22 protein-coding genes and 1 pseudogene are annotated in these 25244 nt (G+C 39.5%); 20 read left to right on the top strand and 3 right to left on the bottom strand.

All coding sequences use genetic code 11. From position 1 onward, the window contains the following. The 8 genes from dnaB to I858_RS16175 all read left to right on the top strand — a co-directional run bounded on the left by dnaB (position 1) and on the right by I858_RS16175 (position 10095). Positions 1–1356 carry a replicative DNA helicase gene (dnaB, locus tag I858_RS16210; RefSeq protein WP_049693565.1) on the top strand — a complete coding sequence of 452 codons (1356 nt, stop codon included), beginning with the start codon at positions 1–3 and terminating at the stop codon, positions 1354–1356. Between the two features lie 132 nt (positions 1357–1488). After that, positions 1489–2775, top strand: coding sequence for an adenylosuccinate synthase (locus tag I858_RS16205; protein ID WP_049693566.1), 1287 nt, complete (start codon positions 1489–1491; stop codon positions 2773–2775). 292 nt (positions 2776–3067) lie between these two features. Further along, positions 3068–3775 carry a response regulator YycF gene (gene yycF, locus I858_RS16200; protein ID WP_049693567.1) on the top strand — a complete coding sequence of 236 codons (708 nt, stop codon included), beginning with the start codon at positions 3068–3070 and terminating at the stop codon, positions 3773–3775. A 4-nt stretch (positions 3776–3779) separates the two neighbouring features. After that, complete coding sequence (gene walK / locus I858_RS16195) at positions 3780–5606, top strand: cell wall metabolism sensor histidine kinase WalK (protein WP_049693568.1); 1827 nt, start codon at positions 3780–3782, stop codon at positions 5604–5606. Beyond that, entirely contained in the window at positions 5597–6946 is a 1350-nt protein-coding gene (locus tag I858_RS16190; protein WP_239457195.1) for a YycH family regulatory protein, read from the top strand. Before walK ends, I858_RS16190 begins: the two co-directional genes overlap by 10 nt. After that, on the top strand, positions 6933–7742 hold the full coding sequence (locus I858_RS16185; protein ID WP_049693570.1) for a two-component system regulatory protein YycI: 810 nt from the start codon (positions 6933–6935) through the stop codon (positions 7740–7742). Before I858_RS16190 ends, I858_RS16185 begins: the two co-directional genes overlap by 14 nt. A gap of 13 nt (positions 7743–7755) precedes the next feature. Further along, complete coding sequence (locus I858_RS16180) at positions 7756–8544, top strand: MBL fold metallo-hydrolase (protein WP_049693571.1); 789 nt, start codon at positions 7756–7758, stop codon at positions 8542–8544. Between the two features lie 348 nt (positions 8545–8892). Further along, positions 8893–10095 carry a S1C family serine protease gene (locus tag I858_RS16175; RefSeq protein WP_049693586.1) on the top strand — a complete coding sequence of 401 codons (1203 nt, stop codon included), beginning with the start codon at positions 8893–8895 and terminating at the stop codon, positions 10093–10095. Between the two features lie 147 nt (positions 10096–10242). Here the strand turns inward: I858_RS16175 and I858_RS16170 are convergent, their stop codons facing one another. Next, positions 10243–10992 carry an SDR family NAD(P)-dependent oxidoreductase gene (locus I858_RS16170; protein WP_049693572.1) on the bottom strand — a complete coding sequence of 250 codons (750 nt, stop codon included), beginning with the start codon at positions 10990–10992 and terminating at the stop codon, positions 10243–10245. A 391-nt stretch (positions 10993–11383) separates the two neighbouring features. On the opposite strand from I858_RS16170, the gene I858_RS16165 reads away from it, so the two are divergent. From I858_RS16165 to I858_RS17700, 5 genes and pseudogenes are all read left to right on the top strand, one after another. Then, positions 11384–11596, top strand: a complete 213-nt coding sequence (locus I858_RS16165; protein ID WP_338046093.1) for a CxxH/CxxC protein — start codon at positions 11384–11386, stop codon at positions 11594–11596. 90 nt (positions 11597–11686) lie between these two features. Beyond that, positions 11687–12166, top strand: a complete 480-nt coding sequence (rlmH, locus tag I858_RS16160) for a 23S rRNA (pseudouridine(1915)-N(3))-methyltransferase RlmH (RefSeq protein ID WP_049693574.1) — start codon at positions 11687–11689, stop codon at positions 12164–12166. 214 nt (positions 12167–12380) lie between these two features. Next, entirely contained in the window at positions 12381–14069 is a 1689-nt protein-coding gene (locus tag I858_RS16155; RefSeq protein WP_049693575.1) for a hypothetical protein, read from the top strand. Positions 14070–14492: 423 nt separating this feature from the next. Further along, positions 14493–16001: a DUF1846 domain-containing protein gene (locus tag I858_RS16150; protein ID WP_049693576.1), complete on the top strand. Its 1509-nt coding sequence runs from the start codon at positions 14493–14495 to the stop codon at positions 15999–16001. 140 nt (positions 16002–16141) lie between these two features. Further along, a pseudogene (locus tag I858_RS17700) lies at positions 16142–16228 on the top strand (HxlR family transcriptional regulator); the annotation flags it as partial. Between the two features lie 101 nt (positions 16229–16329). On the opposite strand, the gene I858_RS17265 reads toward I858_RS17700, so the two are convergent. After that, entirely contained in the window at positions 16330–16467 is a 138-nt protein-coding gene (locus tag I858_RS17265; RefSeq protein ID WP_204249433.1) for a hypothetical protein, read from the bottom strand. A gap of 188 nt (positions 16468–16655) precedes the next feature. On the opposite strand from I858_RS17265, the gene I858_RS16140 reads away from it, so the two are divergent. The 7 genes from I858_RS16140 to katG all read left to right on the top strand — a co-directional run bounded on the left by I858_RS16140 (position 16656) and on the right by katG (position 24714). Next, positions 16656–17252, top strand: coding sequence for an ankyrin repeat domain-containing protein (locus I858_RS16140; RefSeq protein WP_239457194.1), 597 nt, complete (start codon positions 16656–16658; stop codon positions 17250–17252). A 157-nt stretch (positions 17253–17409) separates the two neighbouring features. After that, positions 17410–18369, top strand: a complete 960-nt coding sequence (locus tag I858_RS16135) for a nucleoside hydrolase (RefSeq protein ID WP_049693578.1) — start codon at positions 17410–17412, stop codon at positions 18367–18369. A gap of 297 nt (positions 18370–18666) precedes the next feature. After that, on the top strand, positions 18667–19284 hold the full coding sequence (locus tag I858_RS16130; RefSeq protein ID WP_049693579.1) for an NAD(P)-dependent oxidoreductase: 618 nt from the start codon (positions 18667–18669) through the stop codon (positions 19282–19284). Positions 19285–19312: 28 nt separating this feature from the next. Further along, positions 19313–19804 (top strand): nucleoside deaminase, encoded by a 492-nt coding sequence (locus I858_RS16125; protein WP_049693580.1) that lies wholly within the window; start codon positions 19313–19315, stop codon positions 19802–19804. 144 nt (positions 19805–19948) lie between these two features. Further along, positions 19949–21142 carry a DUF4317 domain-containing protein gene (locus I858_RS16120; RefSeq protein ID WP_049693581.1) on the top strand — a complete coding sequence of 398 codons (1194 nt, stop codon included), beginning with the start codon at positions 19949–19951 and terminating at the stop codon, positions 21140–21142. Positions 21143–21206: 64 nt separating this feature from the next. Further along, on the top strand, positions 21207–22310 hold the full coding sequence (locus I858_RS16115) for a diguanylate cyclase (protein ID WP_083553729.1): 1104 nt from the start codon (positions 21207–21209) through the stop codon (positions 22308–22310). Positions 22311–22482: 172 nt separating this feature from the next. Continuing rightward, positions 22483–24714 carry a catalase/peroxidase HPI gene (gene katG, locus I858_RS16110; protein WP_049693582.1) on the top strand — a complete coding sequence of 744 codons (2232 nt, stop codon included), beginning with the start codon at positions 22483–22485 and terminating at the stop codon, positions 24712–24714. Positions 24715–24767: 53 nt separating this feature from the next. On the opposite strand, the gene I858_RS16105 is transcribed toward katG, so the two are convergent. Continuing rightward, a complete protein-coding gene (locus I858_RS16105) occupies positions 24768–25202 on the bottom strand; it encodes a GNAT family N-acetyltransferase (RefSeq protein ID WP_049693583.1) in 435 nt (144 codons plus the stop codon). Positions 25203–25244: the final 42 nt, after the last annotated feature.

The raw sequence follows: 25244 nt of genomic DNA, 5'->3' as shown, positions 1-25244 counted from the left end.
ATGAACGAAACGATAGATCGTGTCCCCCCGCACAACCATGAAGCTGAACAATCGGTGATTGGCGCCATCTTTTTAGAACCACCTTCTCTGATCACGGTTGCTGAAATCGTCATGGCAGAAGATTTTTACCGCATTGCCCATCAAAAGATTTTCCAGACGATGCTGAATTTAGCGGATCACGGAAAAGCAATTGATGTTGTGACTGTGACAGAAGAGCTTTCTGTCAAAAAAGAATTAGAAGACGTTGGCGGTTTATCTTATTTAACGGAAATCGCTAACGCCGTACCAACGGCAGCAAACGTTGCGCATTACGCTCATATTGTGGAAGAAAAAGCGATATTGCGCCGCCTCATTCGAGTAGCGACAACGATTGTAGAGGATGGGTTTACACGTGAAGACGAAGTAGAAGCCTTGCTTGCTGAAGCTGAAAAAAAAATGATGGAAGTATCGAATCGTAAGAATGCTGGCGATTTTATTCATATCAAAGACGTCTTAGTTAAGACCTATGACAATATCGAATTGCTGCATACCCGCAAAGGCGACGTTACAGGGATCCCTACAGGCTTCCGTGACCTTGATAAGGTAACAGCAGGGTTTCAACGAAACGACTTGATTATCGTGGCTGCACGGCCTTCTGTTGGTAAGACCGCTTTTGCTTTGAACGTGGCACAAAACGTTGCAACGAAAACAGATGAAAACGTCGCGATTTTCAGTTTGGAGATGGGTGCTGAACAGCTCGTCATGCGTATGCTATGTGCGGAAGGTAATATCGATGCACAAGTATTACGGACAGGAGCACTTCAAAACGAAGATTGGCGCAAGTTGACAATGGCTATGGGTAGTTTATCAAATGCTGGAATTTTCATCGATGATACGCCTGGAATTCGAGTGAACGATATCCGTGCCAAATGTCGTCGACTAAAACAGGAATATGGACTTGGCATGATCATGATCGATTATCTTCAGCTAATCCAAGGACCTGGACGTTCTGGAGAAAACCGTCAACAAGAAGTATCGGATATTTCTCGTTCGTTGAAAGGGTTAGCTCGTGAACTCGAAGTACCGGTTATCGCGTTGTCTCAGTTATCTCGTGGAGTCGAACAACGGCAAGATAAACGACCGATGATGTCGGATTTACGTGAATCCGGAAGTATTGAGCAAGATGCCGATATTGTGTCGTTCTTGTATCGTGAAGATTATTACGATAAAGAAACAGAAGATCAAAATATGATTGAAATTATCATCGCAAAACAACGTAATGGCCCGACTGGTACAGTGAAACTAGCTTTTGTGAAAGAATACAATAAATTTGTTACCATTGACTGGAGTCAGCATGAATCTGGCGGAGACTTTTAAACACGAACATTAAATGTGGTAACACATTTATATGTTCGTGTTTTCTTCTTTTTTATATTGACGGTAAGGTCTTTGCTTGGTATAATAAACACTGTTTGAGATAGGGCATATGCCTAACGGAGGTGCGGAATTATGACATCAGTCGTAGTAGTAGGAACGCAATGGGGAGACGAAGGAAAAGGGAAAATCACAGATTTTCTATCAGAACATGCAGAAGTAATTGCACGTTACCAAGGTGGCAATAACGCGGGACACACGATTATTTTTGGTGGAGAAACGTATAAATTGCATTTGATTCCTTCTGGGATTTTCTATAAAGATAAAACATCGGTAATTGGAAACGGCATGGTTGTGGATCCGAAAGCACTTGTGAAAGAATTGAAAGGTCTTCATGACCGTGGCGTTACAACGGAAAACTTGCGCATTTCAAATCGCGCACACGTTTTGTTGCCATACCATATCAAGCAAGACGAAGTAGAAGAAGCAAGACGCGGAGCAAACAAAATCGGAACAACAGGTAAAGGCATCGGACCTGCTTATATGGACAAAGCAGCGCGTGTCGGAATTCGTATGGCGGATTTACTGGACCACGTTGTGTTCGAGGAAAAACTGCGCATGAACTTAAACGAAAAAAATCGTCTATTCGAGAAATTCTATGAAACAGAAGGATTTACTGTAGAAGAAATTTTGGAAGAGTATTACGCATATGGTCAAGAAATTGCTAAATACGTAACAGACACTTCAAAAGTTTTGAATGATGCAATTGATGATGGTCGTCGTGTATTATTTGAAGGCGCTCAAGGTGTGATGCTCGACATCGATCAAGGAACTTACCCGTACGTAACATCATCTAACCCGGTAGCGGGCGGTGTAACAATTGGCGCAGGCGTAGGTCCAACAACGATTCAGCATGTTATCGGAGTTTGCAAAGCTTATACTTCACGTGTCGGAGACGGCCCATTCCCAACGGAATTGTTTGACGAAGTGGGTCAACAAATTCGCGAAGTTGGGAAAGAATACGGAACTACAACTGGACGTCCACGCCGCATTGGCTGGTTTGACAGTGTGGTTGTTCGCCACGCAAGACGTGTTAGTGGATTAACAGACTTAACAGTTAACTCGATTGATGTTTTGACCGGTCTTGATACGGTGAAAATTTGTACCGCTTACCGTCATAACGGAGAACTAATTACAGAATATCCAGCAAATTTGCGTATGCTTGCTGAATGCGAGCCTGTTTACGAAGAGCTTCCAGGTTGGTCTGAAGATGTAACTAGCTGCAAATCACTAGACGAACTTCCTGACAATGCACGTCATTATTTGGAGCGCATTGCACAATTAACAGGCGTTCAAATTTCAATTTTCTCTGTCGGTCCTGACCGTAACCAAACAAACATTGTGACAAGTGTTTGGAGATAATGTTGAGTAGGATGGAAGAAATTATTGTTTTTTGCTCTTCTTTCTAAATGAACTAGTCGCAATCAATTAGATATCAATAAGACAACGAACAGTACTAAGAAAGCAGTCGCCTTTGGGGGCTGTTTTTTTGTTGTTTTCAGGCTGATACTCTATTTTTGCACTACCAAGGTAGTGCAACGTTTAGCTATTGATAGATGCGGAATAGCGTAAACAATGATAAAGTAAAGGGTAGTAAAGAAGTTGCACCGGTATGAATAAAAGGGATAGACGAGACAGAAAAGGGGAGAAAATGATGAGTAAAACGATATTAGTTGTAGATGATGAGAAACCAATTGCAGATATTTTACAATTTAACTTAAAAAAAGAAGGCTTTAATGTTGTGTGTGCGTATGATGGAGATGAAGCGATCAAAATTGCGGAAGAAATCCAACCAGACTTGATGTTATTGGATATCATGTTGCCGAATCGTGATGGCATGGAAGTATGCCGCGAAATTCGCAAGAAATTTGATTTTCCAATTATTATGCTAACAGCAAAAGATTCGGAGATCGATAAAGTATTGGGACTGGAATTAGGGGCAGATGATTATGTGACAAAGCCTTTTTCGACGCGTGAATTGATTGCGCGTGTTAAAGCGAATTTACGTCGCCAAAACATTGTGCCTGCTGAAGATGAAGGCCAAAACTCGAATGATATCCAAGTAGGGGCATTGACGATTCAACCAGATGCTTATCTTGTACTAAAACGTGAAGAAACCATTGAATTGACTCATCGTGAATTTGAGTTACTTCATTATCTAGGCAAGCATATCGGACAAGTAATGACACGTGAGCATTTGCTACAGACGGTATGGGGGTATGATTATTTTGGTGACGTTCGGACAGTGGATGTTACCGTACGACGCTTACGCGAGAAAATCGAAGATAACCCAAGTCACCCAGCCTGGATTGTGACACGTCGTGGTGTAGGTTATTATTTACGAAACCCTGAACAGGAGTAGCTAAATGTCAAAAGTTAATTTTTTAAAGTCGATTCACGTGAAATTTGTATTGATTTATATTTTGTTGATTTTACTGGCGATGCAAATTATTGGTTTGTATTTTGCTCAACAATTGGAAGAAACCTTAAAAGGGAACTTTGAAAGCTCTATTGAAGACCGGATGGAAATTATCGAATTTAGTGTGCGAGAAGAAATGATCAAAGAGCGGACAGAAGAAAGTTTAACGCTTGAACAAACATTGCGCACTGTATTGTACGGGTTTAAATCAGATGATATTAGTGAAATTCGTGTGATAAACACACGGTATAGCATTTTGGCAACTTCTGTTATTGAAAACCAAATTTTAGTGGGCCAGCGTTCTACAAATGATTTAGTACGGCAATCCGTTATTGGGGAAGTTCCTCTTGAGCAAACATATGTCGACCCAGAAAGCGAAGAGCGAATTTGGGTGAGGACGTTGCCAATTGTCGGAGCGGGCGGCAAGTTGCTCGGTACATTATACGTAGAAGCAGAAATTGAAAATGTCTATGACCAAATGGATGATATCAACTCTATACTTGCTGTAGGTACAGCTATTTCTTTAGTGATCACGGCAATATTAGGGATTTTAGTTGCTCAAACAATTTCTCGTCCAATTGCTGATATGCGAAAACAAGCGCAAGCAATGGCAAAAGGGAATTTTTCACGCAAAGTAAGAGTATATAGTGATGATGAAATTGGTCAGCTTGCTCGTGCGTTCAACCATTTAACAAATAGGCTACAAGAATCGCAGCAGTCTACAGAAAGTGAACGGCGTAAATTAGCTTCAGTTCTTTCGAACATGACAGACGGTGTATTATCAACAGATAGACGCGGACGAGTTATTTTGATTAACGACCCAGCGCTTTACTTGCTAAATGTTTCACGTGAAACGGTCATTAACCAGCCAGTGACGAGCGTATTAGGATTGGACGAAGAATATACATTCGAAGATTTGATTGATATGAAAGAAGCGATAACACTTAATTTGAGTTCGTATGAGCAAAGTACATTGCTACGAACGACTTTTTCAGTTATTCAAAAAGAAACAGGCTTTGTTAATGGATTGATTGCTGTGTTACATGACAACACCGAACAAGAAAAAATTGACATTGAACGTCGTGAATTCGTAGCCAATGTATCTCATGAATTGCGCACGCCATTAACTACAATGCGTAGTTATTTAGAGGCATTAGCTGATGGTGCATGGCAAGATCCGGACTTAGCGCCAAACTTTTTGAACGTTACACAAACGGAAACCGAGCGGATGATTCGGTTGGTTAATGATTTGTTAAAACTATCAAATATGGATTCTAGTGAAACTGAATTGAGCAAAGAAATGGTTGAATTTAATGTTTTCTTTAATCGTATTATTGATCGTTTTGAAATGGCGAAATCACATAAGGTGATTTTTGAGCGTCATTTGCCTAAACAGCAGTACTTTGTTGAAATTGATCCGGATAAACTAACGCAAGTAATTGATAACATCATTTCAAATGCGTTGAAGTATTCGCCAGAAGGTGGAAAAGTCCGGTTTGACATGACTGTAGAAGAAGGCTTCTTATTGATTCAAATTAGCGATCAAGGTATGGGAATTCCAAAAGAAAATGTCGATCGTATTTTTGATCGTTTTTACCGTGTCGATCGTGCGAGATCACGTGAAATGGGAGGGACCGGATTAGGCTTAGCCATTTCAAAAGAAATGATTAATGCTCATGGAGGCGTCATTTGGGCAGAAAGTAAGTTTGGAAAAGGAACGAGTGTTTTCTTTACGTTGCCATTTGAAGAAGACGACGGGGGTGAGTGGGATTGAAATATGTAGAGCATATTAAGTCGATTGCATTATTTTTGCTGATTCTGCTTAGTTTGGCATTAACCTTTACGATTTGGACTTTCACCCCTACACATGAAACAATTGAGCCATCAACGACAGTGGATGAGCCTATATCTGAAACTAAGAACACTGAAGAAATCGTTCGACCGGTAAAACTTCTATTTCACACAGAAGAAGTCGTTACAGGAACGACTGATCAAGATCATATTGAAGTACTCGTAGACGAGTTACAGAAGTGGCAAATTCAAAATATCAGATTGGTTCAAGATGAAGCCACTCCTGGAACGATTAAATCGTATATGCATAGTTCAAACAGGGCAGTAGTCTATTATCCTGGACTAGTACCGTTACCCGTATTTGATTCGATGAATACGATTACGAATTCAACAATTCCAGAATCGTCATTTGACCGATTGATTATCGAATGGGAAGCACCCGCGAATGATCGTCCGTCGCTGTATTTTATCAATACAGTCTCGGGTAAGATCCATAGAGCAGATATCCTTATAAAAGACTTGGATCAGTTTCAAACAGATATCGCAGCTCAAGCTGTGGATTATGAGACATATGTGACAGATGAAACAATTGGTACGTTGCCTATCTATGTGCAAGAAGGACAAGTTGCAAAAGAAAGTTTTGTTTATTTGTTATCGAAAATCTCTTCGAAAAAGCTTGCTGAGGCATTGTTAGATAGTCCATCACTAACATTATCTGCTGATTTATTAACTGAAGAGTATACAGACGATACTGGGGCATTGATGAGAGAAAACGAAAATAAGAAGAGCATCAGTTACATTCAGCCAAAAGCGGAAACAACTGATCCTGCAATTCCGTCAGACTTGTTATTTGATTCTCTTAGTTATGTAAATGCACATGGTGGTTGGACCGATCCGTATTTCTACGCAGGCATGAATTCAGTAAACCAGCAAGTTGAGTATCAATTATATGTAGAAAATTTACCGGTTTTTAGCAATTTCACGACAACAAGCCTTGAAGTTATTTGGGGAATAGATTCGGGACTCGAGCAAGTCTACAGCTACATTCGCCCAGCCTATCAATTAGAATCTGAAGCAACGGAAAACAGAATGACTGTACTGTCTTCAGGAGAAGAGGTATTAAAAGCTCTTGGGCAATTAGATAAACAAGAGCGATCTGCTATAACTGATATTGCACCGGTTTATTATTTGACGAGAAGTGAAGGGGAAAGCACTGATGTCGTTCTAGCTACATTTGATCCGGTTTGGTATTACAAAACAAATGGTATTTGGACAGAGCTACCCATTGAATTGACAGGAGGGCGAAAACTTGGATTGGAATAAAACCAAGACCATCTTTATTATTGTCTTTTCTATTTTAAATGTCTTTTTGTATTCCTTGTATTTGGATCGTTATACAGAAGCGAAAAGCGTAGAAGTGCTTTCAGAATCCTCAGTAGATGAGAAGTTACAAGCTGATAAAATCACGTATTCGAATCTTCCTGAAAATAGTGAAGGGATGCCCTATATTCGTGGAGAAACGAAAATCTTCACTGCAAAAGAAGCACCTAAAGAAAATGTACAAGTAAACATTCAAGAGGGTAAAAAACTGCATGTTGCTTATGAAAAACCCATTGTATCTGAAAAAAATATCGAAAGTGACGAAGGAGCAACGGCCTTTCTTGAAGAGCATATTTACGAAGGTTTTTCGTATGAACTATGGGAAATCGATAAAGACTTAAACAAAGCTGTCTTTTTTCAAACCTTGGATAGTGATATTCTTTATTTTAGTGATGATGGAAAAGTGACGGTTTACTGGAATAATGAAGGAGAAATCGTGCGCTATGAGCAAACGATGTTCACGGATATTATTGAAAATCAAGAGCCCAAAAGCTTAGTGACAGCAGTTACAGCTATTCATACGCTGTACCAAAAAAATATGCTAGAACCCGGCACGAAAATTTTGAAAACCGAACTGGGTTATTCTGTTCATGTGCAAGTATCAAAAGAGCGACAAATGTTTGTGCCGACTTGGCATGTTCGAGCAGAACTGTCTGGTGGCGAACGAGAAGATTATTTTGTCAATGCAGTAAAAGATGGTGTCATCGAATTAAATAAACAACTAGAGGAAGTAGAGTAAGGAGATTTTTACTATGCAATTCAGTGTATTAGCTAGTGGTTCAAGCGGTAATGCTACCTATATCGAGAACGGCGAACATTCTTTTTTAGTTGATGCAGGACTCAGTGGTCGCAAGATGGAAGAGCTGTTTGCTGCAATTGGCAAAAAAATGAGTGATTTGGATGGTATTTTGGTGACGCATGAACATAGCGATCACATTAAAGGACTTGGCATTGTGGCGCGTAAACATAAGGTACCGATTTATGCGAATGCAAAAACATGGACAGCCATGGATGGGTTAATTGGAGCGGTTCCTGTAGAACAGCGGTTCCATTTTGACATGGATACCGTCAAAACTTTTGGGTCGATGGATATTGAATCGTTTGCGGTATCGCATGATGCGGCAGATCCGATGTTTTATGTGTTTCATGCGGGTGGTCGGAAGCTATCATTGATTACAGATACGGGCTATGTCAGCGACCGGATGAAAGGCATCATTCAAGCGTCAGATTCGTATGTGTTTGAAAGCAATCATGATGTTGGAATGTTGCAGATGGGGCGTTATCCATGGTCGATTAAGCGTCGGATTTTGAGTGATGTGGGGCATGTATCAAATGAAGATGCAGCGGTCGCGATGAGCGAAGTCCTTGCTGAAAAGCCTACACGTATTTATCTTTCGCATTTGAGTAAAGACAATAATATGAAAGATCTTGCACGTATGAGTGTGGAGCAAACTCTGCAGTCAAAAGGGATTATTACGGGAGAGTACGTGAATCTGTTTGATACCGATGCCAATATACCGACTAAATTGATTGTTGTATAAGAGAAGAGCTGTTCAAAGGTCATGAAAGTGACTTTCGGATGGCTTTTTTTGTTGTACATTGAAATTTGTAAGCAAGCTTTCCGTTCCAGCGCTCGCTTTCCGCGGGTGCAGCCTCTGCCGCTTCCCTCGCTTTGCTCAGTCCAGTGGCTCCGGCTAGCACTATTCCCGCAGGAGTCGAGCGCTTACACTCCAAGCAGCTAGAGGATGTTCTATAAACGATGAGTAGGGAGGAACCAAGTTTTCCGACTTGCTTTGGTCACGTGAAATTTTTAAACTAAAATGATAAAGGTCTTATAAATTGTTCAAACGGGGTAAATAGATAGAGAAGATAAAGGAAGGATGAGTGCGGTGGGTTATTACAATCAAACACCGAACGGTAGGCAGAGACCTAGTCGTTTAGGTGCGTTTGCTGCAGGTTTAGGCGGAGTGGTAGTAGGTGCATTGTTGGTATGGTTATTGTTTTATTCGATGCCAGAATTGAGACCGGATAGTAGTAGTGAGACACAGATTGTTCAGCAGGAAGCGGAAGGGCGTTCAGAAGCGGTTTCGGTTGATATTACGACTGATGTGACAGAAGCGGTTGAGATAGCAGCGGATGCGGTAGTGGGCGTTACCAATTTGCAATCGGCTGGAGATTTTTGGTCTCAAGCACCTCAACAAGAGCAAGCTGTTGGAACAGGCTCTGGTGTCATTTATAAAAATGATAACGGCAAAGCATATGTTGTGACGAACCATCATGTAATCGATGGTGCGACGGGAGTAGAAGTCACTTTGTCAGACGGTTCAAAAGTCGAGGCGACAGTAGTCGGTAGCGATATTTGGACGGACCTTGCTGTTCTGGAAATGGATGGAGCGAAGGTACAGGCGGTTGCTCAATTTGGAGATTCGGATGCGTTGAAACAAGGCGAGGCGGTTATCGCGATTGGTAATCCATTAGGACTCGATTTTTCAGGATCGGTGACAACAGGTGTCGTTTCAGGAAAAGATCGTGCGGTTCCAGTGGATTTGAACGGTGATGGTCAAGAAGACTGGCAGGCAGAAGTACTTCAAACAGATGCTGCCATTAATCCGGGGAATAGCGGCGGTGCGTTGGTTAATCTGGCTGGACAGTTGATCGGCATCAATTCAATGAAAATCGCAACATCATCAGTAGAAGGAATCGGCTTTTCCATTCCAATCAATTCAGCGATACCGGTTATTAATTCGCTCGAAGAGAAAGGCGAGATGATTCGGCCATCAATGGGTGTTACGTTGCTTGATTTAGCTCAAGTGCCTCAAGTCTATCGTCAAGAGACATTAAAGCTTCCTGAAGACGTCACAGAGGGCGTTGTGGTGAATTCTGTAGTAGAAGGCTCTGCAGCAGAAGCTGCCGGCATGGAACAGTTTGATGTCATTGTGGAGATGGACGGAGTTGCCATAGCAGATATCATTGAGTTGCGTCAGCATTTGTATAATGAAAAGAAAATCGGAGATCTATTGAAAGTTAGCGCTTATCGCAACGGAGAACTGATGGAATTTGAATTAGAGCTAGTTGATAATTCAGCTTTATAAAATAGAAAACCTGCATAGAAGCTTCTATGCAGGTTTTAAACTGTAGACAAACTCGATTTATTTGAGGTCTGCAGTTTTTTTATTGGAATCCATCGCTTTATATGCCTGTGGACGCGCTTTCGCTAATACAAAATGCAAGAAAACCCCTTACTTTAATGAGTAGCCACCGTCTACGACTATTTCCGCACCGTTTATATAAGATGCTTTGTCTGAAGCTAAGAACAAAACAACTTCTGCAATTTCACTGGTTTTCCCGTAACTTCCTCTAGGGTGTCCTTTAGATTGCTTTTCATAATTCTCTTTTCCACCATATGCATTAATGGATAGATCGGTTTCTGTAGGGCCAGGAGATATGCAATTGACGCGGATTCCCAGGTTAGCAAAGCGAAGTGCCGTGCTTTGAGTCATCGCGACAACGGCTGCTTTTGTCCCGCTATAAGCGGGTAGCATCGGATTAACCTTGTCGTTTCCAAGGATGGCTGCATTGTTAATAATGACTCCATTTCGTTGCTTACTCATTACGAGTAAAGAATATTTCATGTAGAGGAAAACAGCTGTTTGATTGACCGCGATTAAGTAATTCCAGTCATTTAGCTTTACTCGAGACAAAGGCCCCATTCCTGTAGACAAAATACCGGCATTGTTGAATAGAATATCAACATGATGTTCGTTAGTTTCAAGTGTTTTAAAAAATTTTTCGATTTCATCCACGTTTTCGTTATGGACTTGATAAAAATGAGCTTTGCCGTTGCAGTCACTCTCTACTTGAGAGCCTTTGTCACGATCTCTTCCAGTAAAGTGAACAGTAGCCCCTTCTTTACAAAAGAAGTAGACCACTTCTTTACCAATGCCATCCGTTCCACCATTAACAATCACTACGTTGTTTTCGAACATCATAAGATCTCCTCCAAATATCAAAGTAAAGTGATAAGTATGTGAAATCAGTATATAACATTTGTATAACCAAAGGAAATCTAAGCACACGCCATTTAAAGAGACATGAATCTTGTTTTAATAGAGAGGGTTTAACCTATGAAGGGTTTATTTGTCTAGCTAACGTTTACGCAGCGTCGCTACTTTCTGCTTTGCCATTGTCTTGAACAAATACTATTCAAATTTCAAGGGATGAAATGTGGAGGAGAACAAAGAGCGTTCAGAAAGATGAAAAAGAAATGTGGATAACTTTTTAAATGTAAAGACATTGTCAACAATCCACAAGACGATAAAAGCTCCGCTATCCGGAACTCTTTAGGTCTGTTAAAATAGGGTGTGGATAAAGGTGATTGAAATGTGTATAACTATGTGGAATATTCGGAAATCGAAAGAGGTGGAAATAATGGAGATAAAATGCTGCAAAACCCATGTAGAGCATGCATTAGACATATTCGTTGCAGAGACAAAAAACTATCCTATTCTAACAGAATTATTAGAAACAGAAAAGTTGTCCACAACTTGTCACTACTGTAAAGAAGCTGCAACGTATCTTGTGGCAAGTGCATAAGTGAGCACAAGATGTAGTTAGAGCTTGTGAGTATGTGCATAACTATTGTGCATAACTTGTTTGTAAATTTAATGTGAAGGGGGATAAGTTGTGAATATCTCAATTATCAGTGTAGGAAAGTTGAAAGAAAAATATTTAAAATCTGGAATCGAAGAATACACAAAACGACTTGGAAGCTATTCAAAAATAACTGAAATCGAAGTAGCGGATGAAAAAGCACCCGAACAATTAAGCGATGCAGATATGGAAATTGTCAAAAAGAAAGAAGCCGACCGAATTTTAGCCAAAATTTCCGCTGACGCGTACGTCATTGCCTTAGCCATTGATGGGAAAATGAAAACTTCAGAGCAGCTCGCAAAAGACATCGAATCGTTAATGACGTATGGCCGCAGCAAAATTGTCTTTGTGATTGGCGGATCGCTTGGGTTACATGATGAGGTGTTAAAGCGGGCGGATGAAAAGTTGTCATTTTCGAAGATGACATTTCCTCATCAATTGATGAAGCTGATTTTGGTGGAGCAAGTATATCGGGCGTTTCGGATTATGAAGGGAGAACCGTATCATAAGTAGGTGTGGTTATTTTGAGAAAATTAGTATGAATATCACCGAAAGTAGATTTCAGATGAGCATTTGCAATTGTTATAATCGAAGGAACATTAAATATATGAAGATAGAAAAGTTTTTGTTGCGAATCATTAATCCTCGATTGTCTTTACTTCCATATCCAACAATCACTTTGGTTTTTTATTTTCTCGAAATTAAATTCTAAGAAGAAGGTGTACTAATGGAAGCTGCCAAAATTATGGATGTCATAGACAAACTTGATGATTTGCCCTATCGAAGAATATTATTTGATGGAACATGGGGTATTGGGAAAACAAAATATACAAGAGATTCTATAAAAGGCAAAGAAAACTATTACTACGTTTCATTATTTGGAAAAAGAAATATTGATGTGTTTTACCAAGAGTTATATTATCTATTGCTGTCCAAATATGAAGTTAAATTAAAAAAGTTGTTAAATAATATGGAGAATATTAATTTTTCGCACTTCGGATTCAACATTTCCATACCTTTAATCTCCGATATATTTATAGACATCCAAAAACAATTGGAGAGCAAATCCGATATAACAATTATTATCGATGATTTAGAAAGGAAAAATGATGATTTCGATATTAAAGAAATATTTGGATTTATAGATTCTATTACAAAAAATAAGGGAATTAAAACTATTTTAGTAGCTTCGTCTGATAATTTTTCAAACCAGGAAAAAATTATATTTGAAGAATACGCTGAAAAGTCTATAGACCGTATTTATAAAATTACTACTCATTCAAAAGATGCCCCTGAAAAAATAATGGGCGATCAAATTTGGCCTATAGTTAAAGAGATTTATCAAGATAATGAATTTAAAAATTTACGTACTTTAGAAAAAGCAGATTTATTTATAAAAGAAGTAATTCACGAAATACCTAATAATGAGTTTACCGATAAATTTAATAAAGAAGATATTTACAAGATCTGTTTTTCTGTAGTTTTATTTGTAGTAGATCATAAATGTAAAATGAATCACCCGGGGGAAGAAGAGGAAGAAAATAATGATGCAAACAATTCGAAAGAACTTTCGAATTATATATGGCATTCTATAATAAAGAAAAATTTAAATAATAGTATGATGCATAATCTCATACCAGTTATTTTAGAATGGTTCTTAACAGGTGATTTTTCCAGAGCTCAATTTAAGGAATTAGTCAAACAAGTGGATACATATTTAGAATCAACCCTTCCTTTATTCATGTCAGAGGAACAAATTATAAAAGAAGTCAATCATTTTTCGACATTCATTGAAAATCTTGATCCCGATATATCTATAAAAAATTTCCTGCAACGGTTAGACGAGTTAGCCAGTATAACCGAAAAAACAAATTTGGATTTTAATTATAGTGTGGATGAAGCTGTTGAATGGATGAAGAAGAATAAAGATTTCAATAATAATTATGACGATATTTATTTTGATAATTTTGTGAGAAGAGAATCTAGTTTTATAAACGAAGTTATATTAAAGCTACAAACCACTATAAAGAGTGATTACAGAAATAATCTTCTGAAAGTAATGATCGAAAATACTAATAAACAAAACTTTACTCCTAATGATTTAGAAATAGTAACGGAGTTCAAAAAACTCATTCATGAATTAAAAAATGATAATAGTAAAGAGAGAGAAAATGTAATAAGAGAAATGAAAAATAATAAATGGTTTCTGCCTTTGCCACTAGGAGAAATAACACATTTCCACTGGACTTATTGTCATGAACTATTTAAATGTATTCAAGAAATAGATTATGGGAGAGAAGAATCCATTACAGAGGATGCAAGTAAATATTTTAATCAAGAAATTGATAATTATCCAGATGAACTATTTAAATATAGATTGCGACATTTAATTAAACAATATTTAGATGTAGCTTAGTTCTTCAAATTTCTAAAAAAAAAGACTATACAGTTCATTTCTATTAATGTAAGAAGATTAGAAAACCTCATTTAGTCTGGATGCGGTGAGCCTTACCATAAGTAAGTGAGGTTTCTATCATTACCAAACGCTAAAAACAATTCAGTTATTGAAAACTATCAAAAGGAAATAAAGTTTTGGCTATTTGGATTTGCTAAATACGAATCTAAATTTCGTTATTTTGTTTGAATACATGGATGATCAGTTATTACTGCGCTTATTAAATCACTCAATCATCGAACGGACCGAGGCAATTTTCCTTTCTCTTTTTTTAAAAAGCTATATAATGATAGAAGATGAATTTTAGCTGAAATTTTCTCTTAAGGCGTTTTTATCGATTGCGTTAAGAGAAAGTTTGAAGCAAAGAAAGCGGGACCAAAATTAATGAAAAAAATTGGATTTGATTCGGAGAAATATTTGCAAGAACAATCAGCCTACATCCTAGAACGGGTGCAGCAGTACGATAAACTTTATTTGGAATTTGGCGGAAAATTGATAGGCGACAAACATGCCAAGCGTGTCTTGCCTGGGTTTGATGAAGATGCCAAAATCAAACTATTGCATACACTGAAAGACAAGGCGGAAATCATCATCTGTGTCTACGCTGGAGACATCGAACGGAACAAAGTTCGTGAAGATTACGGCATCACTTATGACCAAGATGTCTTGCGCTTAATTGATGAATATCGGGCATATGGCATTTCTGTCAACAGCGTCTTAATCACTCGTTATCAAGGGCAACCAACAGTCAAAGTATTTATGACTAAGCTTGAGAGAAGCGGAATTAGCGTCTGTATTCACCGTGAAATCGAAGGTTATCCGACAAACGTGGACGCGGTCCTTAGGGAAGAAGGATTTGCGACAAACCCTTATATTAAAACGACAAAGCCAATCGTGGTAGTAACGGGCCCAGGCCCAGGTAGCGGAAAGCTGGCCACCTGTCTTAACCAAATGTACCATGAGAATAAACTTGGAAATGAAGTCGGCTATGCCAAGTTTGAGACGTTTCCGGTTTGGAATTTGCCGTTAAAGCACCCGGTAAACATTGCTTATGAAGCGGCTACCGTCGATTTGAAAGACGTAAATATGATTGATAATTATCACTATGAAGCATATGGAAAAGTAGCGATCAATTACAATCGTGATATTGAAACGTTTCCTGTCATCAAACGGATCATCGAAAGGATTACCGGTAAAGCATCTGTTTACAGCTCACCAACTGATATGGGGGTCAATCGTCTGAAATCAGGCATCACTGACGATGGGGTTGTCCAGGAAGCTGCCAAGCAGGAAATCATTCGGCGCAGTTTCGTCGTAGAGAATGACTATAAAAAAGGGCTTGCCGATGAAGACAGTGTAAGCCACATGCAAGTGATTCTGGAAGAGACCGATTTAAAGAAAGAGGATCGGACACCTGTATTGCCGGCCCGTAATTATGCGAAAGCAATCCAAGAGCAGATTGACAGCACGAATCTACAAGCCGTAATTGCGATAGAACTGCCGAATGGTGAGATAATCACCGGTCGAACGACAACTTTGATGGATGCTTCGGCAGCCGCGATTTTAAATGGATTGAAGAAATTGACCAATATTTCCGATGAAATTAATTTGTTATCGCCGATGATTTTACAGACGATTCAACGGTTGAAAACGGATGACTTGAATAGCCGTGTCCCAACATTAAGCGCCAATGAAGTGCTCATTGCACTGGCAATCAGTGCGGTCACCAATCCTACTTCTGAGCTGGCTTATAAGCAATTGCCAAATTTAAAAGACACTCAAGCTCATTCTACGGTCATATTGAATAGAGAAAACGAACAGACTTTTAAAAAGCTTGGAATCGATATCACCAACGATCCGGTCTATCCAACCGAGAACCTGTATTACAATTAGATTTAGAAAACACCTGCCTTTTTCTTCTTACAAAGAAGTCCGAGGCAGGTGTTTTTCATTTATATAGTTGAGGATGGGATTGTCCACGGAAAGTATTTGCGGAAGTCCCATCGAAAGTAGAATATTCATTAACCACTTTAGGAGAAAGCCTTATCTCAATCGTTTTACTGATGGATGAATGGGGAAAGAAAAACATTAAACACTTTCCTGTTGCGAAAAATAGATGAGTAGCATTTATCATAAGTAACACCTTTCGATGTTCTCGTTCCAAAGTCGATGTAAAAAAAGACGATTCCGCTCGAAACGGACGCGCCTTTTTTTATATGCCTTAATTCAGCACTAAGTAAACGATGTACAGCGGCACCAAAACAATCGTCATGTACTTTATCAAGTACAACGAACTCGTAGATAGGCATTTTACTTTGACGATTAAGGCTTCTTTAAAATCGTTTGCCATGTCAGACATTGTGTCTGCCCCCTTTAGTAAGTAAGATTAGTATAAAGCAAAGACTACTTAAATAGTGCTTTGCTGTTTTCAAGTTTTGGATCGCGCATCCGAATCACGGAAGGAGTTTTTGCATGAGCCGTTTTATAGGCCTTGTCGCAAGTATATTCTTACTAGTCACCGGATGCAGTCAGGAAGGGGAAAATCATATGAAGCAACAAGCAGGCAGACTGATTCAAGCAGTCGAAAACAACGAGGTAAAAAAAGTCCAGGAAATTTTGCAGGATCCATCTTACCCACTAAACGAAACCAATTCGAAAAAAGAAACGCCGCTATTAATTGCGACACATGACAACCAAATCGAGATCGCAAAACTGTTAATTGACGCAGGAGCTGACATCAATCAACAAGACGAGATGCAAGATAGTACTTATCTTTATGCCGGTGCACAAGGAAAAACGGAGATTTTAACGTACATGATTGAGCAATCAGAACCCAATCAAAAGATTGTAAATCGCTATGGCGGCAATGCATTAATACCGGCTGCTGAAAAAGGACATTTACCCAATGTCAAGCTACTGTTAGAAGACGGTCAAGTAGATATGGATCATCAAAATAATTTTGGCTATACGGCATTGATTGAAGCAGTCGCCTTAACGGATGGCTCAGAAATCTATCAGCAAATTGTACAAGAATTGCTCACATTTAATGCCAACAAAGAGCTTCGTGACCACTCAGGTAAAACAGCACTCGATTATGCAAAGGAAAAAGGCTATACCGCGATGATTAAACTGTTAGAAGAATAAGAGAGAAACGGATATAACGATTGTGTATATCCGTTTTTTATTTATAGGATAATTACGTTCTTTGATGCATTTCGATGAACTTTATTAAAACTCATATTTAAGGTAATGTTGGTGGTGCTAAGACATAATCCGAAATCTCAAAAAGGTGGTTCATGTAATGACTAAATTACCAATTATTATCGATACAGACCCAGGAATCGACGATGCGATGATGCTAACTTTAGCATTTGCGAATGAACAAGCGTTCGACGTTCGACTTGTTAGCACGTGTTCGGGAAATATCTCTCAAGACAAAACAAATTACAACGCTCGTTCTTTTTTAAGTTATATCGGAGCAAATGTTGAAATTGCACGTGGATTGGAACAGCCAATCTTCCGTGAACTCCAAGTGGCAGAAGATATTCACGGAGAAAGTGGCTTTGGCAATGTACAATTTCCAGCACCAACCTTACCAGTGAGTAAACGACCAGCTGTCACAGCCATGCTGGAAACAATTATGGCGAGTGATGAGAAAATGACCATTGTCGCAACTGGACCTTTAACAAATGTAGCAGCGTTGTTACTGGCACACCCTGAAGTAAAACCAAAAATCGAGCGGATTTCTTGGATGGGCGGAGCAGCAGTAGGTGGCAATATGTCGCCTAGCGCGGAATTTAATGCGTATGTGGATCCGCATGCAGTAGAAATTGTGTTTCGTTCAGGTATACCAGTTGTGATGAGCGGATTAGACGTTACCCATAAAGCGTTTGTCACAATTGATGAAGCCAAGAGTATATTGGCGATTGGAACAGAATTTGCAGAAAAAGCATATCATCTTGTGACTTATTATTTGGAAGTTATGAAGCGAACACCGTTTCATGAAGAAAACTATGATCAAGTGTTACATTTCCACGATGTTTGTGCCGTTATGTATTTATTGAGACCCGAATTATTTGAAGGCCAGGATTGCTATGTAGAAGTAGCGTTAGAAGGCCTAGCTGCAGGTGCAACAATAGTTGACTATACGAATCGTTCAGGTAAGACAGCGAACGTGCATGTTCTTCATAGCGTTAACCGTGAAGAATTTGTTAAAGAATTTGTGAAGGCAGTAAAAATTATTTCAGAACGGCTTAAGTAAGTTTGGTTGACGTTATTTTCTTCACATTTTATAAGGATCATGCGCTTCGAGTTAGAAGCTATCCCATAAGCCTCTAAAACAAAGTAGGCGGAGAAAAAGATTACCTTTTCTCCGTCTGTTTAAAATAGCTGATGGGAATGGAGACGGCGACTCCTACGGGTACGGCAACCGGCTGAGGCCGTGCTCGCGGAAAGCGTCCGTCGCAATGGACGTTTTCGGCTTTTGTCAAATAGGTAAGATAGATTGATTTTCAAACCAAAACAAAGTATACCAATTATAAGAAAGTAAGGTGAAAAAATGAAAATCATCGTATTTGGTGCAACGGGTGGTGTAGGTCAATCGGTTGTCAAGCAAGCAGTCGAAAGTGGATTTGAGGTCACGGCGTTTGTACGGACACCATCAAAACTAGAAGTGACACACGAAAATTTAACAGTTGTTCAAGGAGATGCTTTTAATACAGCGGCAGTTTCAGCAGCTATTGCCGGGCATGATGCAGTTGTTTCGTGTTTAGGCTCTAATCAAGGAATGAAACCATCAACAGAACTTCAAGAAATGACAAAAAATATTGTCATAGGCATGGAAGAGCAAAGTGTGAAACGCATCGTCTACACGGCATCTGCAGGTGTTCATGGTGAACTCACTGGTGTGAGTGGAAAGCTAATCATGAAGATGTTGAAAAACCCGCTAATCGATCACCGAGAGGCTACCGATTTGATTCAAAAACATGGGCTGACCTTTACCATTGTTCGACCGATGGGATTAACAAATGGTGAGTTTACCGGGCAGTATAAAGAAGCTACGACAGGCGTTCCCGAAAAAGCAAAGTCCATTTCGCGTGCGGATGTTGCGCATTTTATTGTTAAAGCATTAACAGATGCGCAATATGAAAACGCATCGATCGGAATTTCTAGTTAACTTGAGACAAACAAAAGGAGGCGTAAACATGATGAATGAAAAGGATTTAACTTATTTACGACGTTGCGTAGAATTAGCTGAAACAGCACTTGAAAAAGGAGACGAGCCGTACGGGTCTATTCTCGTTTCAGCGGGTGGCACTGTTCTTTTTGAAGACCATAACCACGTAGCAGGAGGCGACCATACCCAGCACCCTGAGTTTGCGATTGCGCGTTGGGCAGCAACTAACGTGCCACTTGAAGAACGAAGCAAAGCAACGGTTTATACATCAGGCGAACACTGTCCGATGTGTGCAGCAGCTCACGGTTTGGTAGGTCTAGGAAGAATCGTCTATGCCAGTTCATCAAAGCAAACAGCCGAATGGTTGAGTGCAATGGGTGCGACGTCGTCATCGCGTGTGCGAAGTTTGGCTATTGAAGAGGTCATTAAGGATACAGTAGTCGATGGTCCCGCGCTTGAGTTGGCAGAGCAGATGCGTGAACTTCATCAGCGTTCGTTTAAAGCAAAACAGCAATCTTAAAATTTGTTTATTAAAAGAGATGATTGTATTCGATGACTCAACGCCATTCTTGTTATACTAAAAGCGTATCAAAAGCTAAAATCTTGCTTTGATACGCTTTTTTGCTTGACCGTGATTTTATTGACCGAGGAGTGGGAATGACAGATGAACAAAAAAGATATAGCGGATATTCGCAAGCGATTTAAATTGGATACGGAGTTATTAAAAATTACAGATATCTACAATGTATACATTCAACAAGAAAGTAGTGAAATTTACCACGAAGAAATTCGTGCGTTTTCTTTATTAGACCGAGAACAACAAGAGTTGTTTCTTGCTAACTTCAAAAAAGTATTAGGAGGTAAGTTGGACATTAAGCTCTTTGAAGTGAAATTCCAGCCGCAAGAAGAAGGGCAAACAGACCATACGCAACACTTGTTATACGAGGGACTTGAAGCCGGCCAAGTTACAGATTGGAAAGAAAATATGCAAAAAATTGCCTTGAAAATGGTTCAAGATGCGCAACATGAGAAAGACATCGTCGTAACGTTTATTCGCGGGACTTATTTTAAAACAACTAAGCGTAAGTCAGATGAGTCGGAAATGGATTTCCGAGATGAGACGTACACGACACCGTTTATTTTGAGTAGCATGAACCAAACGGAGTTGCCAAAAAGTTCGTTAGTGTTCGATTTTGTGGAGAAAGAATTTAAATCGAATGTGTTAGTGGATCCTGTTATTAAACTTTCTTCGCCAATAGGTGGATTTTTGTTCCCAAGTTTTACAGACAATACGGCTGACATTAACCGCGTTTTGTATGCGGCCAGCAAAGCCAATAAACCAGATTTTCAGTTTATCGAAACGGTTTTGAATGGTGATGAAATCATCACAGCTGAAGAAGACAAAGCCGTCTTTGAAGAAATTGTTAAAGCCGTTATTGGAGACGAAGTCAACTCACGAACACTTGCAGGTGTGTATGATGAAATCAATCAAATGTTACTGATCGAAGCAGAAAGTGATGATGAAGATGAAGAAATACCTATGATGGATGTGAGAGAAGTAGAACGTGTATTAAAAGCGAGTGGCATGAAAGACATTAGCACAGAAAAAGTAGAAAGAGCTTTTCAGCAAGTAGTTGAAGACAAAACCTATGAAATAAAAGCTAGCCACATTGTGCCAAGTTATACGTCAAAATCCATTAAAATTAGCACAAAAGTAGCGGATATTGCGATTAATCCCCAAGACTTACGTTACGTTAAGCAAGTGAATTACAACGGCAAACGATGTATTTTGATTGAAGTTGAAGAAGACACCATCATTGAAGGATTCAAGCTAATTTCGGAAGAACTGCTGGAGTAGAAAAAATCAAAAAAGCGTCGTGGTCAGAAAGGTATCCGATTGGATATTATGGAGGGAACTATTTTTGTTAACTTTGGTTAGTGATGTATTTGTAAATTTATGTGTATTAATTTCGTTGATTTTTGTTTATTTGCAATTTCGGCGAAAAATTAAGTTAACTGAAAAGCCCTACACAGCTTCTGTACTAATTGATGGGTTATTAGGAGGACTTTTAGGGGTTTTACTAATGTACTTCTCTATACAAGTAAGTACAGAAACAATTGTTGATTTGCGCTTTGTTCCGGTCGTATTGCTCATCCTTTTTCTGGGAACTCCACAAGGTATTATTAGCGCCTTAGTTATTATTATGGGGCGATTTACATTTGGCATAACGGTATCGGCTATAGCGGCAGCTACGTTAATGCTTATTTTGATCATCGGATTTATCCTTATTTCTGAATTTTTCAAACGATTTGATACAGATGCGAATTCATACAAAAAAGGCTTTGTGATGATTTTATTTTCAAACGTAGTATTCAGCATAATCATTAGCTCAATTATTCAAGATGTAGAAATCTTGACAATATTAATACCGTTGTATTGGATAATTTCCATCATTGGTGGAATTACTGCTATTTTCTTTGTTGAATATATACTTAAAACGCAATACCTCTTAATGAAATATGAAGAAGAATCCACTACAGACTTTCTTACAGGTTTAAATAACGTTCGCCAGTTTGATACCGTTTGGAACACGTTAATTAGTGAGGCTGCTGAAAAAAACGAAAGACTGTCATTGCTAGTTATTGATATTGATCATTTCAAACATGTCAACGATACATATGGCCATCCTGTTGGTGATAAGATTTTAATCGAGCTTGGTGCGGTGTTGAAAAGTGCAAGTCGTTCTTTTGATATCGTTTCAAGAAATGGAGGAGAGGAATTTTCTGTAATTTTGCCGGATTGCCAACAAGAACAGGCTGTGAAAATAGCGGAACGAATTAGAAAATCCGTAGAAATTCATCCGTTTAAGATATCTGCTACAGAGACGATCACTATCACCATCTCGATTGGAGCAGCAACTTATCCTGAAACAGTAGCCGACACTTCTCAAATCGTTGGCATTGCTGATGAATGTTTGTACAAGGCAAAACGAACAGGCAGAAACAGAGTTTGTGCTAGTTATTAAAATCGACAAAAAGAAACAAGTACTGTTCGATTGACTGGCTTGTTTCTCGCTAATCGAACGCTACTTTAGTACAATTTTAATGTAAGGTCTATCATTTTTTTAACAATACCCGGCAATAAGGACGTTAGATAGAAATGTACTATTTTGATTAGCACTTAGGAGGGTTTAACAGATGGAAAACAATACACATGAGCATAACGAAGAAAAGCGTCATACAGCCGCAGGAGATGCACAATGTCCAGTAACAGGTGGTCATAAAGACAGTGCCATTACGACATCGAACAAACCAGGTAACTCGCAAAACAAAGACTGGTGGCCGAATATGCTGAATGTCAACATTCTCCATCAGCATGATAAGAAATCGAATCCTCTAGGAGAAGACTTTGATTATAAAAAAGAATTTGAAAAGCTAGATTATGATGCATTAAAACAAGATTTACATGACTTGATGACGGATAGCCAAGACTGGTGGCCGGCAGACTATGGCCACTATGGCGGTTTATTTATCCGTATGTCGTGGCACGACGCAGGTACTTATCGAACTGCAGACGGCCGCGGAGGCGGTGCCACCGGAAACCAGCGTTTTGCGCCGCTCAACAGCTGGCCGGATAACGTAAATCTAGACAAAGCACGTCGTTTGTTATGGCCAATCAAGCAAAAACATGGCAATAAAATTTCATGGGCTGACTTACTACTCTTAGCAGGTAACGTAGCGATTGAATCGATGGGTCTGAAAACGTTTGGATTTGGAGCAGGCCGTGAAGACGTTTGGGCACCAGAAGAAGACGTTTATTGGGGTAACGAAAAAGAGTGGTTAGAAGATAATCGGTATTCAGGTGAACGCGATTTGGAAAATCCTCTTGCTGCGGTGCAGATGGGCTTGATTTATGTTAACCCAGAGGGACCAAATGGCAAGCCAGATCCTCTTGGCAGCGCTGTTGACATTCGCGAAACTTTTGCGCGTATGGGAATGAACGATGAAGAAACAGTAGCGTTAATCGCAGGTGGCCATACATTTGGTAAAGCACACGGAGCGGGAGACCCTGCTGAAGTAGGAGATGATCCAGAAGCAGCTGTAATGGAAAACCAAGGAATTGGTTGGAAGAGCACATATGGTTCAGGTAAAGGCCGCGACACGATTTCAAGTGGTATTGAAGGCGCGTGGACGGCTAATCCGACACAATGGGACAATGGCTATTACGAACAATTGTTTGAATACGAATGGGAGTTAACAAAATCTCCTGCTGGTGCGTACCAGTGGACTGCAAAAGATTTGTCAGAACACCAAATGGCGCCTGACGCAGAAGATGCTTCGATTAAAGTAAAAACAATGATGACAACAGCTGACATGGCACTTCGCATGGATCCGGCATATGAGAAAATTTCCCGTCGTTATTACGAGAACATGGATGAGTTTGCTGATGCGTTTACGCGTGCTTGGTTTAAACTTCTTCATCGTGATATGGGACCTGTAGCTCGTTATTGGGGACCAGAAGTTCCAGAAGAAGTATTAGTTTGGCAAGATCCAGTACCAGCGGCCACACATACGTTAACGACTGAAGAGTTGGATGAGCTAAAAGAGAAAATCTGGGCAAGTGAGTTAACTTCGCAACAGCTCGTTAAAACCGCTTGGGCTTCTGCTAGTACGTACCGAAATTCAGATAAACGCGGCGGTGCTAACGGAGCACGTATTCGATTCGCCCCACAACGCGACTGGACAGTCAATGAGCCAGAAGAGTTGGCTGACGTGCTCGCTGTCTATGAAAACCTTAAAGCGGCGACTGGCAATAAAGTAAGCATGGCCGACTTGATTGTACTTGGCGGAAATGTAGCGCTTGAACAAGCTGTCAAAGCTGCTGGATTGTATTTGGCTGTTCCATTTACGCAAGGTCGCGGAGACGCTCTTGAAGAGCAAACGGATGCTGAAAGTTTTGATGTGTTGGAGCCGATTTCCGATGGATTTAGAAACTATCAGAAAAAAGAATACACGACAAGTCCAGAAGAAATGCTTCTTGATAAAGCGCAATTACTTGGCTTGACAGCGCCAGAAATGACTGTGCTGGTTGGTGGCATGCGTGTATTGGATGCAAACTATCAAGGCATAAAAGAAGGGACTTTTGCTAATACTAGCGGCGCGTTAACCAATGATTTCTTCGTTAAGCTATTAGACATGAACATTGATTGGACGCCAGTGGAGTTTAACAAATACGAAGGTAAAAATCAGGTGACTGGTGAAGCTTTTGGTACAGCCACACGTTTTGACTTAGTGTTCGGTTCGAATTCAATTCTGCGTGCAGTTGCTGAAATGTATGCACAAAATGATAGCAACGAAAAATTCGCTCGAGATTTCATCAAAGCATGGAACAAAGTGATGAATGCCGATCGTTTCGATTTAGAAAACTAAATAAAGAAAACCTCAATCAGCAGCAAATGCTGCTGATTGGGTTTTTTTGTGCATTAATGTGAATAAATCATAATTTTTTCGCCGTTTTCATCGAATTTTTCTGTAAAAGAAAAACCGAATTTCTGATATAGATGGATGGCTATTGTATTATGCTCAAAGACACTTAAATATATAGGCTGATTAGGATAGCATTCGTTTAAATGATCGACAAGCGCACGAAGGAAGTAACGTCCGAGTCCTTGTCCTTGAAAACGCTCATCGATTAAATAACGATCAAGCCAAATTTCTCCATCGAATTCTCCTTGCATCGAGAAACCAATAACTGTATCTTCTTCATATAATGCCAAAGGCACATAACGTGTATCTCTTTCTGCATCTAGCAAACATTGACTAACGGATTCGATAAATCCTTGTTGTTGCGTCGCCACTTTTAAATTTAATACTTCTTTTTTATTCAAATCTGTAATCGTTCGAATTTCGGTAACCATCGTGTCAAAACCTTTCAACTTTTTGTATACTTAAAATTTAAA

It is taken from the genome of Planococcus versutus, assembly GCF_001186155.3.
Lineage (GTDB): Bacteria > Bacillota > Bacilli > Bacillales_A > Planococcaceae > Planococcus > Planococcus versutus.
The sequence above is the reverse complement of the archived record's forward strand: the minus strand, read 5'-3'. Positions and strand labels throughout refer to the sequence as shown.

What these genes read in the sequence shown, in the direction of transcription:
- dnaB (WP_049693565.1), top strand. Translation starts at nt 1, where the DNA reads ATGAACGAAACGATAGATCGTGTCCCCCCGCACAACCATGAAGCTGAA.
- I858_RS16205 (WP_049693566.1), top strand. Translation starts at nt 1,489, where the DNA reads ATGACATCAGTCGTAGTAGTAGGAACGCAATGGGGAGACGAAGGAAAA.
- yycF (WP_049693567.1), top strand. Translation starts at nt 3,068, where the DNA reads ATGAGTAAAACGATATTAGTTGTAGATGATGAGAAACCAATTGCAGAT.
- walK (WP_049693568.1), top strand. Translation starts at nt 3,780, where the DNA reads ATGTCAAAAGTTAATTTTTTAAAGTCGATTCACGTGAAATTTGTATTG.
- I858_RS16180 (WP_049693571.1), top strand. Translation starts at nt 7,756, where the DNA reads ATGCAATTCAGTGTATTAGCTAGTGGTTCAAGCGGTAATGCTACCTAT.
- I858_RS16170 (WP_049693572.1), bottom strand. Translation starts at nt 10,992, where the DNA reads ATGATGTTCGAAAACAACGTAGTGATTGTTAATGGTGGAACGGATGGC.
- I858_RS16165 (WP_338046093.1), top strand. Translation starts at nt 11,384, where the DNA reads ATGTGTATAACTATGTGGAATATTCGGAAATCGAAAGAGGTGGAAATA.
- I858_RS16155 (WP_049693575.1), top strand. Translation starts at nt 12,381, where the DNA reads ATGGAAGCTGCCAAAATTATGGATGTCATAGACAAACTTGATGATTTG.
- I858_RS16150 (WP_049693576.1), top strand. Translation starts at nt 14,493, where the DNA reads ATGAAAAAAATTGGATTTGATTCGGAGAAATATTTGCAAGAACAATCA.
- I858_RS17265 (WP_204249433.1), bottom strand. Translation starts at nt 16,467, where the DNA reads ATGTCTGACATGGCAAACGATTTTAAAGAAGCCTTAATCGTCAAAGTA.
- I858_RS16140 (WP_239457194.1), top strand. Translation starts at nt 16,656, where the DNA reads ATGAAGCAACAAGCAGGCAGACTGATTCAAGCAGTCGAAAACAACGAG.
- I858_RS16135 (WP_049693578.1), top strand. Translation starts at nt 17,410, where the DNA reads ATGACTAAATTACCAATTATTATCGATACAGACCCAGGAATCGACGAT.
- I858_RS16130 (WP_049693579.1), top strand. Translation starts at nt 18,667, where the DNA reads ATGAAAATCATCGTATTTGGTGCAACGGGTGGTGTAGGTCAATCGGTT.
- I858_RS16125 (WP_049693580.1), top strand. Translation starts at nt 19,313, where the DNA reads ATGATGAATGAAAAGGATTTAACTTATTTACGACGTTGCGTAGAATTA.
- I858_RS16120 (WP_049693581.1), top strand. Translation starts at nt 19,949, where the DNA reads ATGAACAAAAAAGATATAGCGGATATTCGCAAGCGATTTAAATTGGAT.
- katG (WP_049693582.1), top strand. Translation starts at nt 22,483, where the DNA reads ATGGAAAACAATACACATGAGCATAACGAAGAAAAGCGTCATACAGCC.
- I858_RS16105 (WP_049693583.1), bottom strand. Translation starts at nt 25,202, where the DNA reads ATGGTTACCGAAATTCGAACGATTACAGATTTGAATAAAAAAGAAGTA.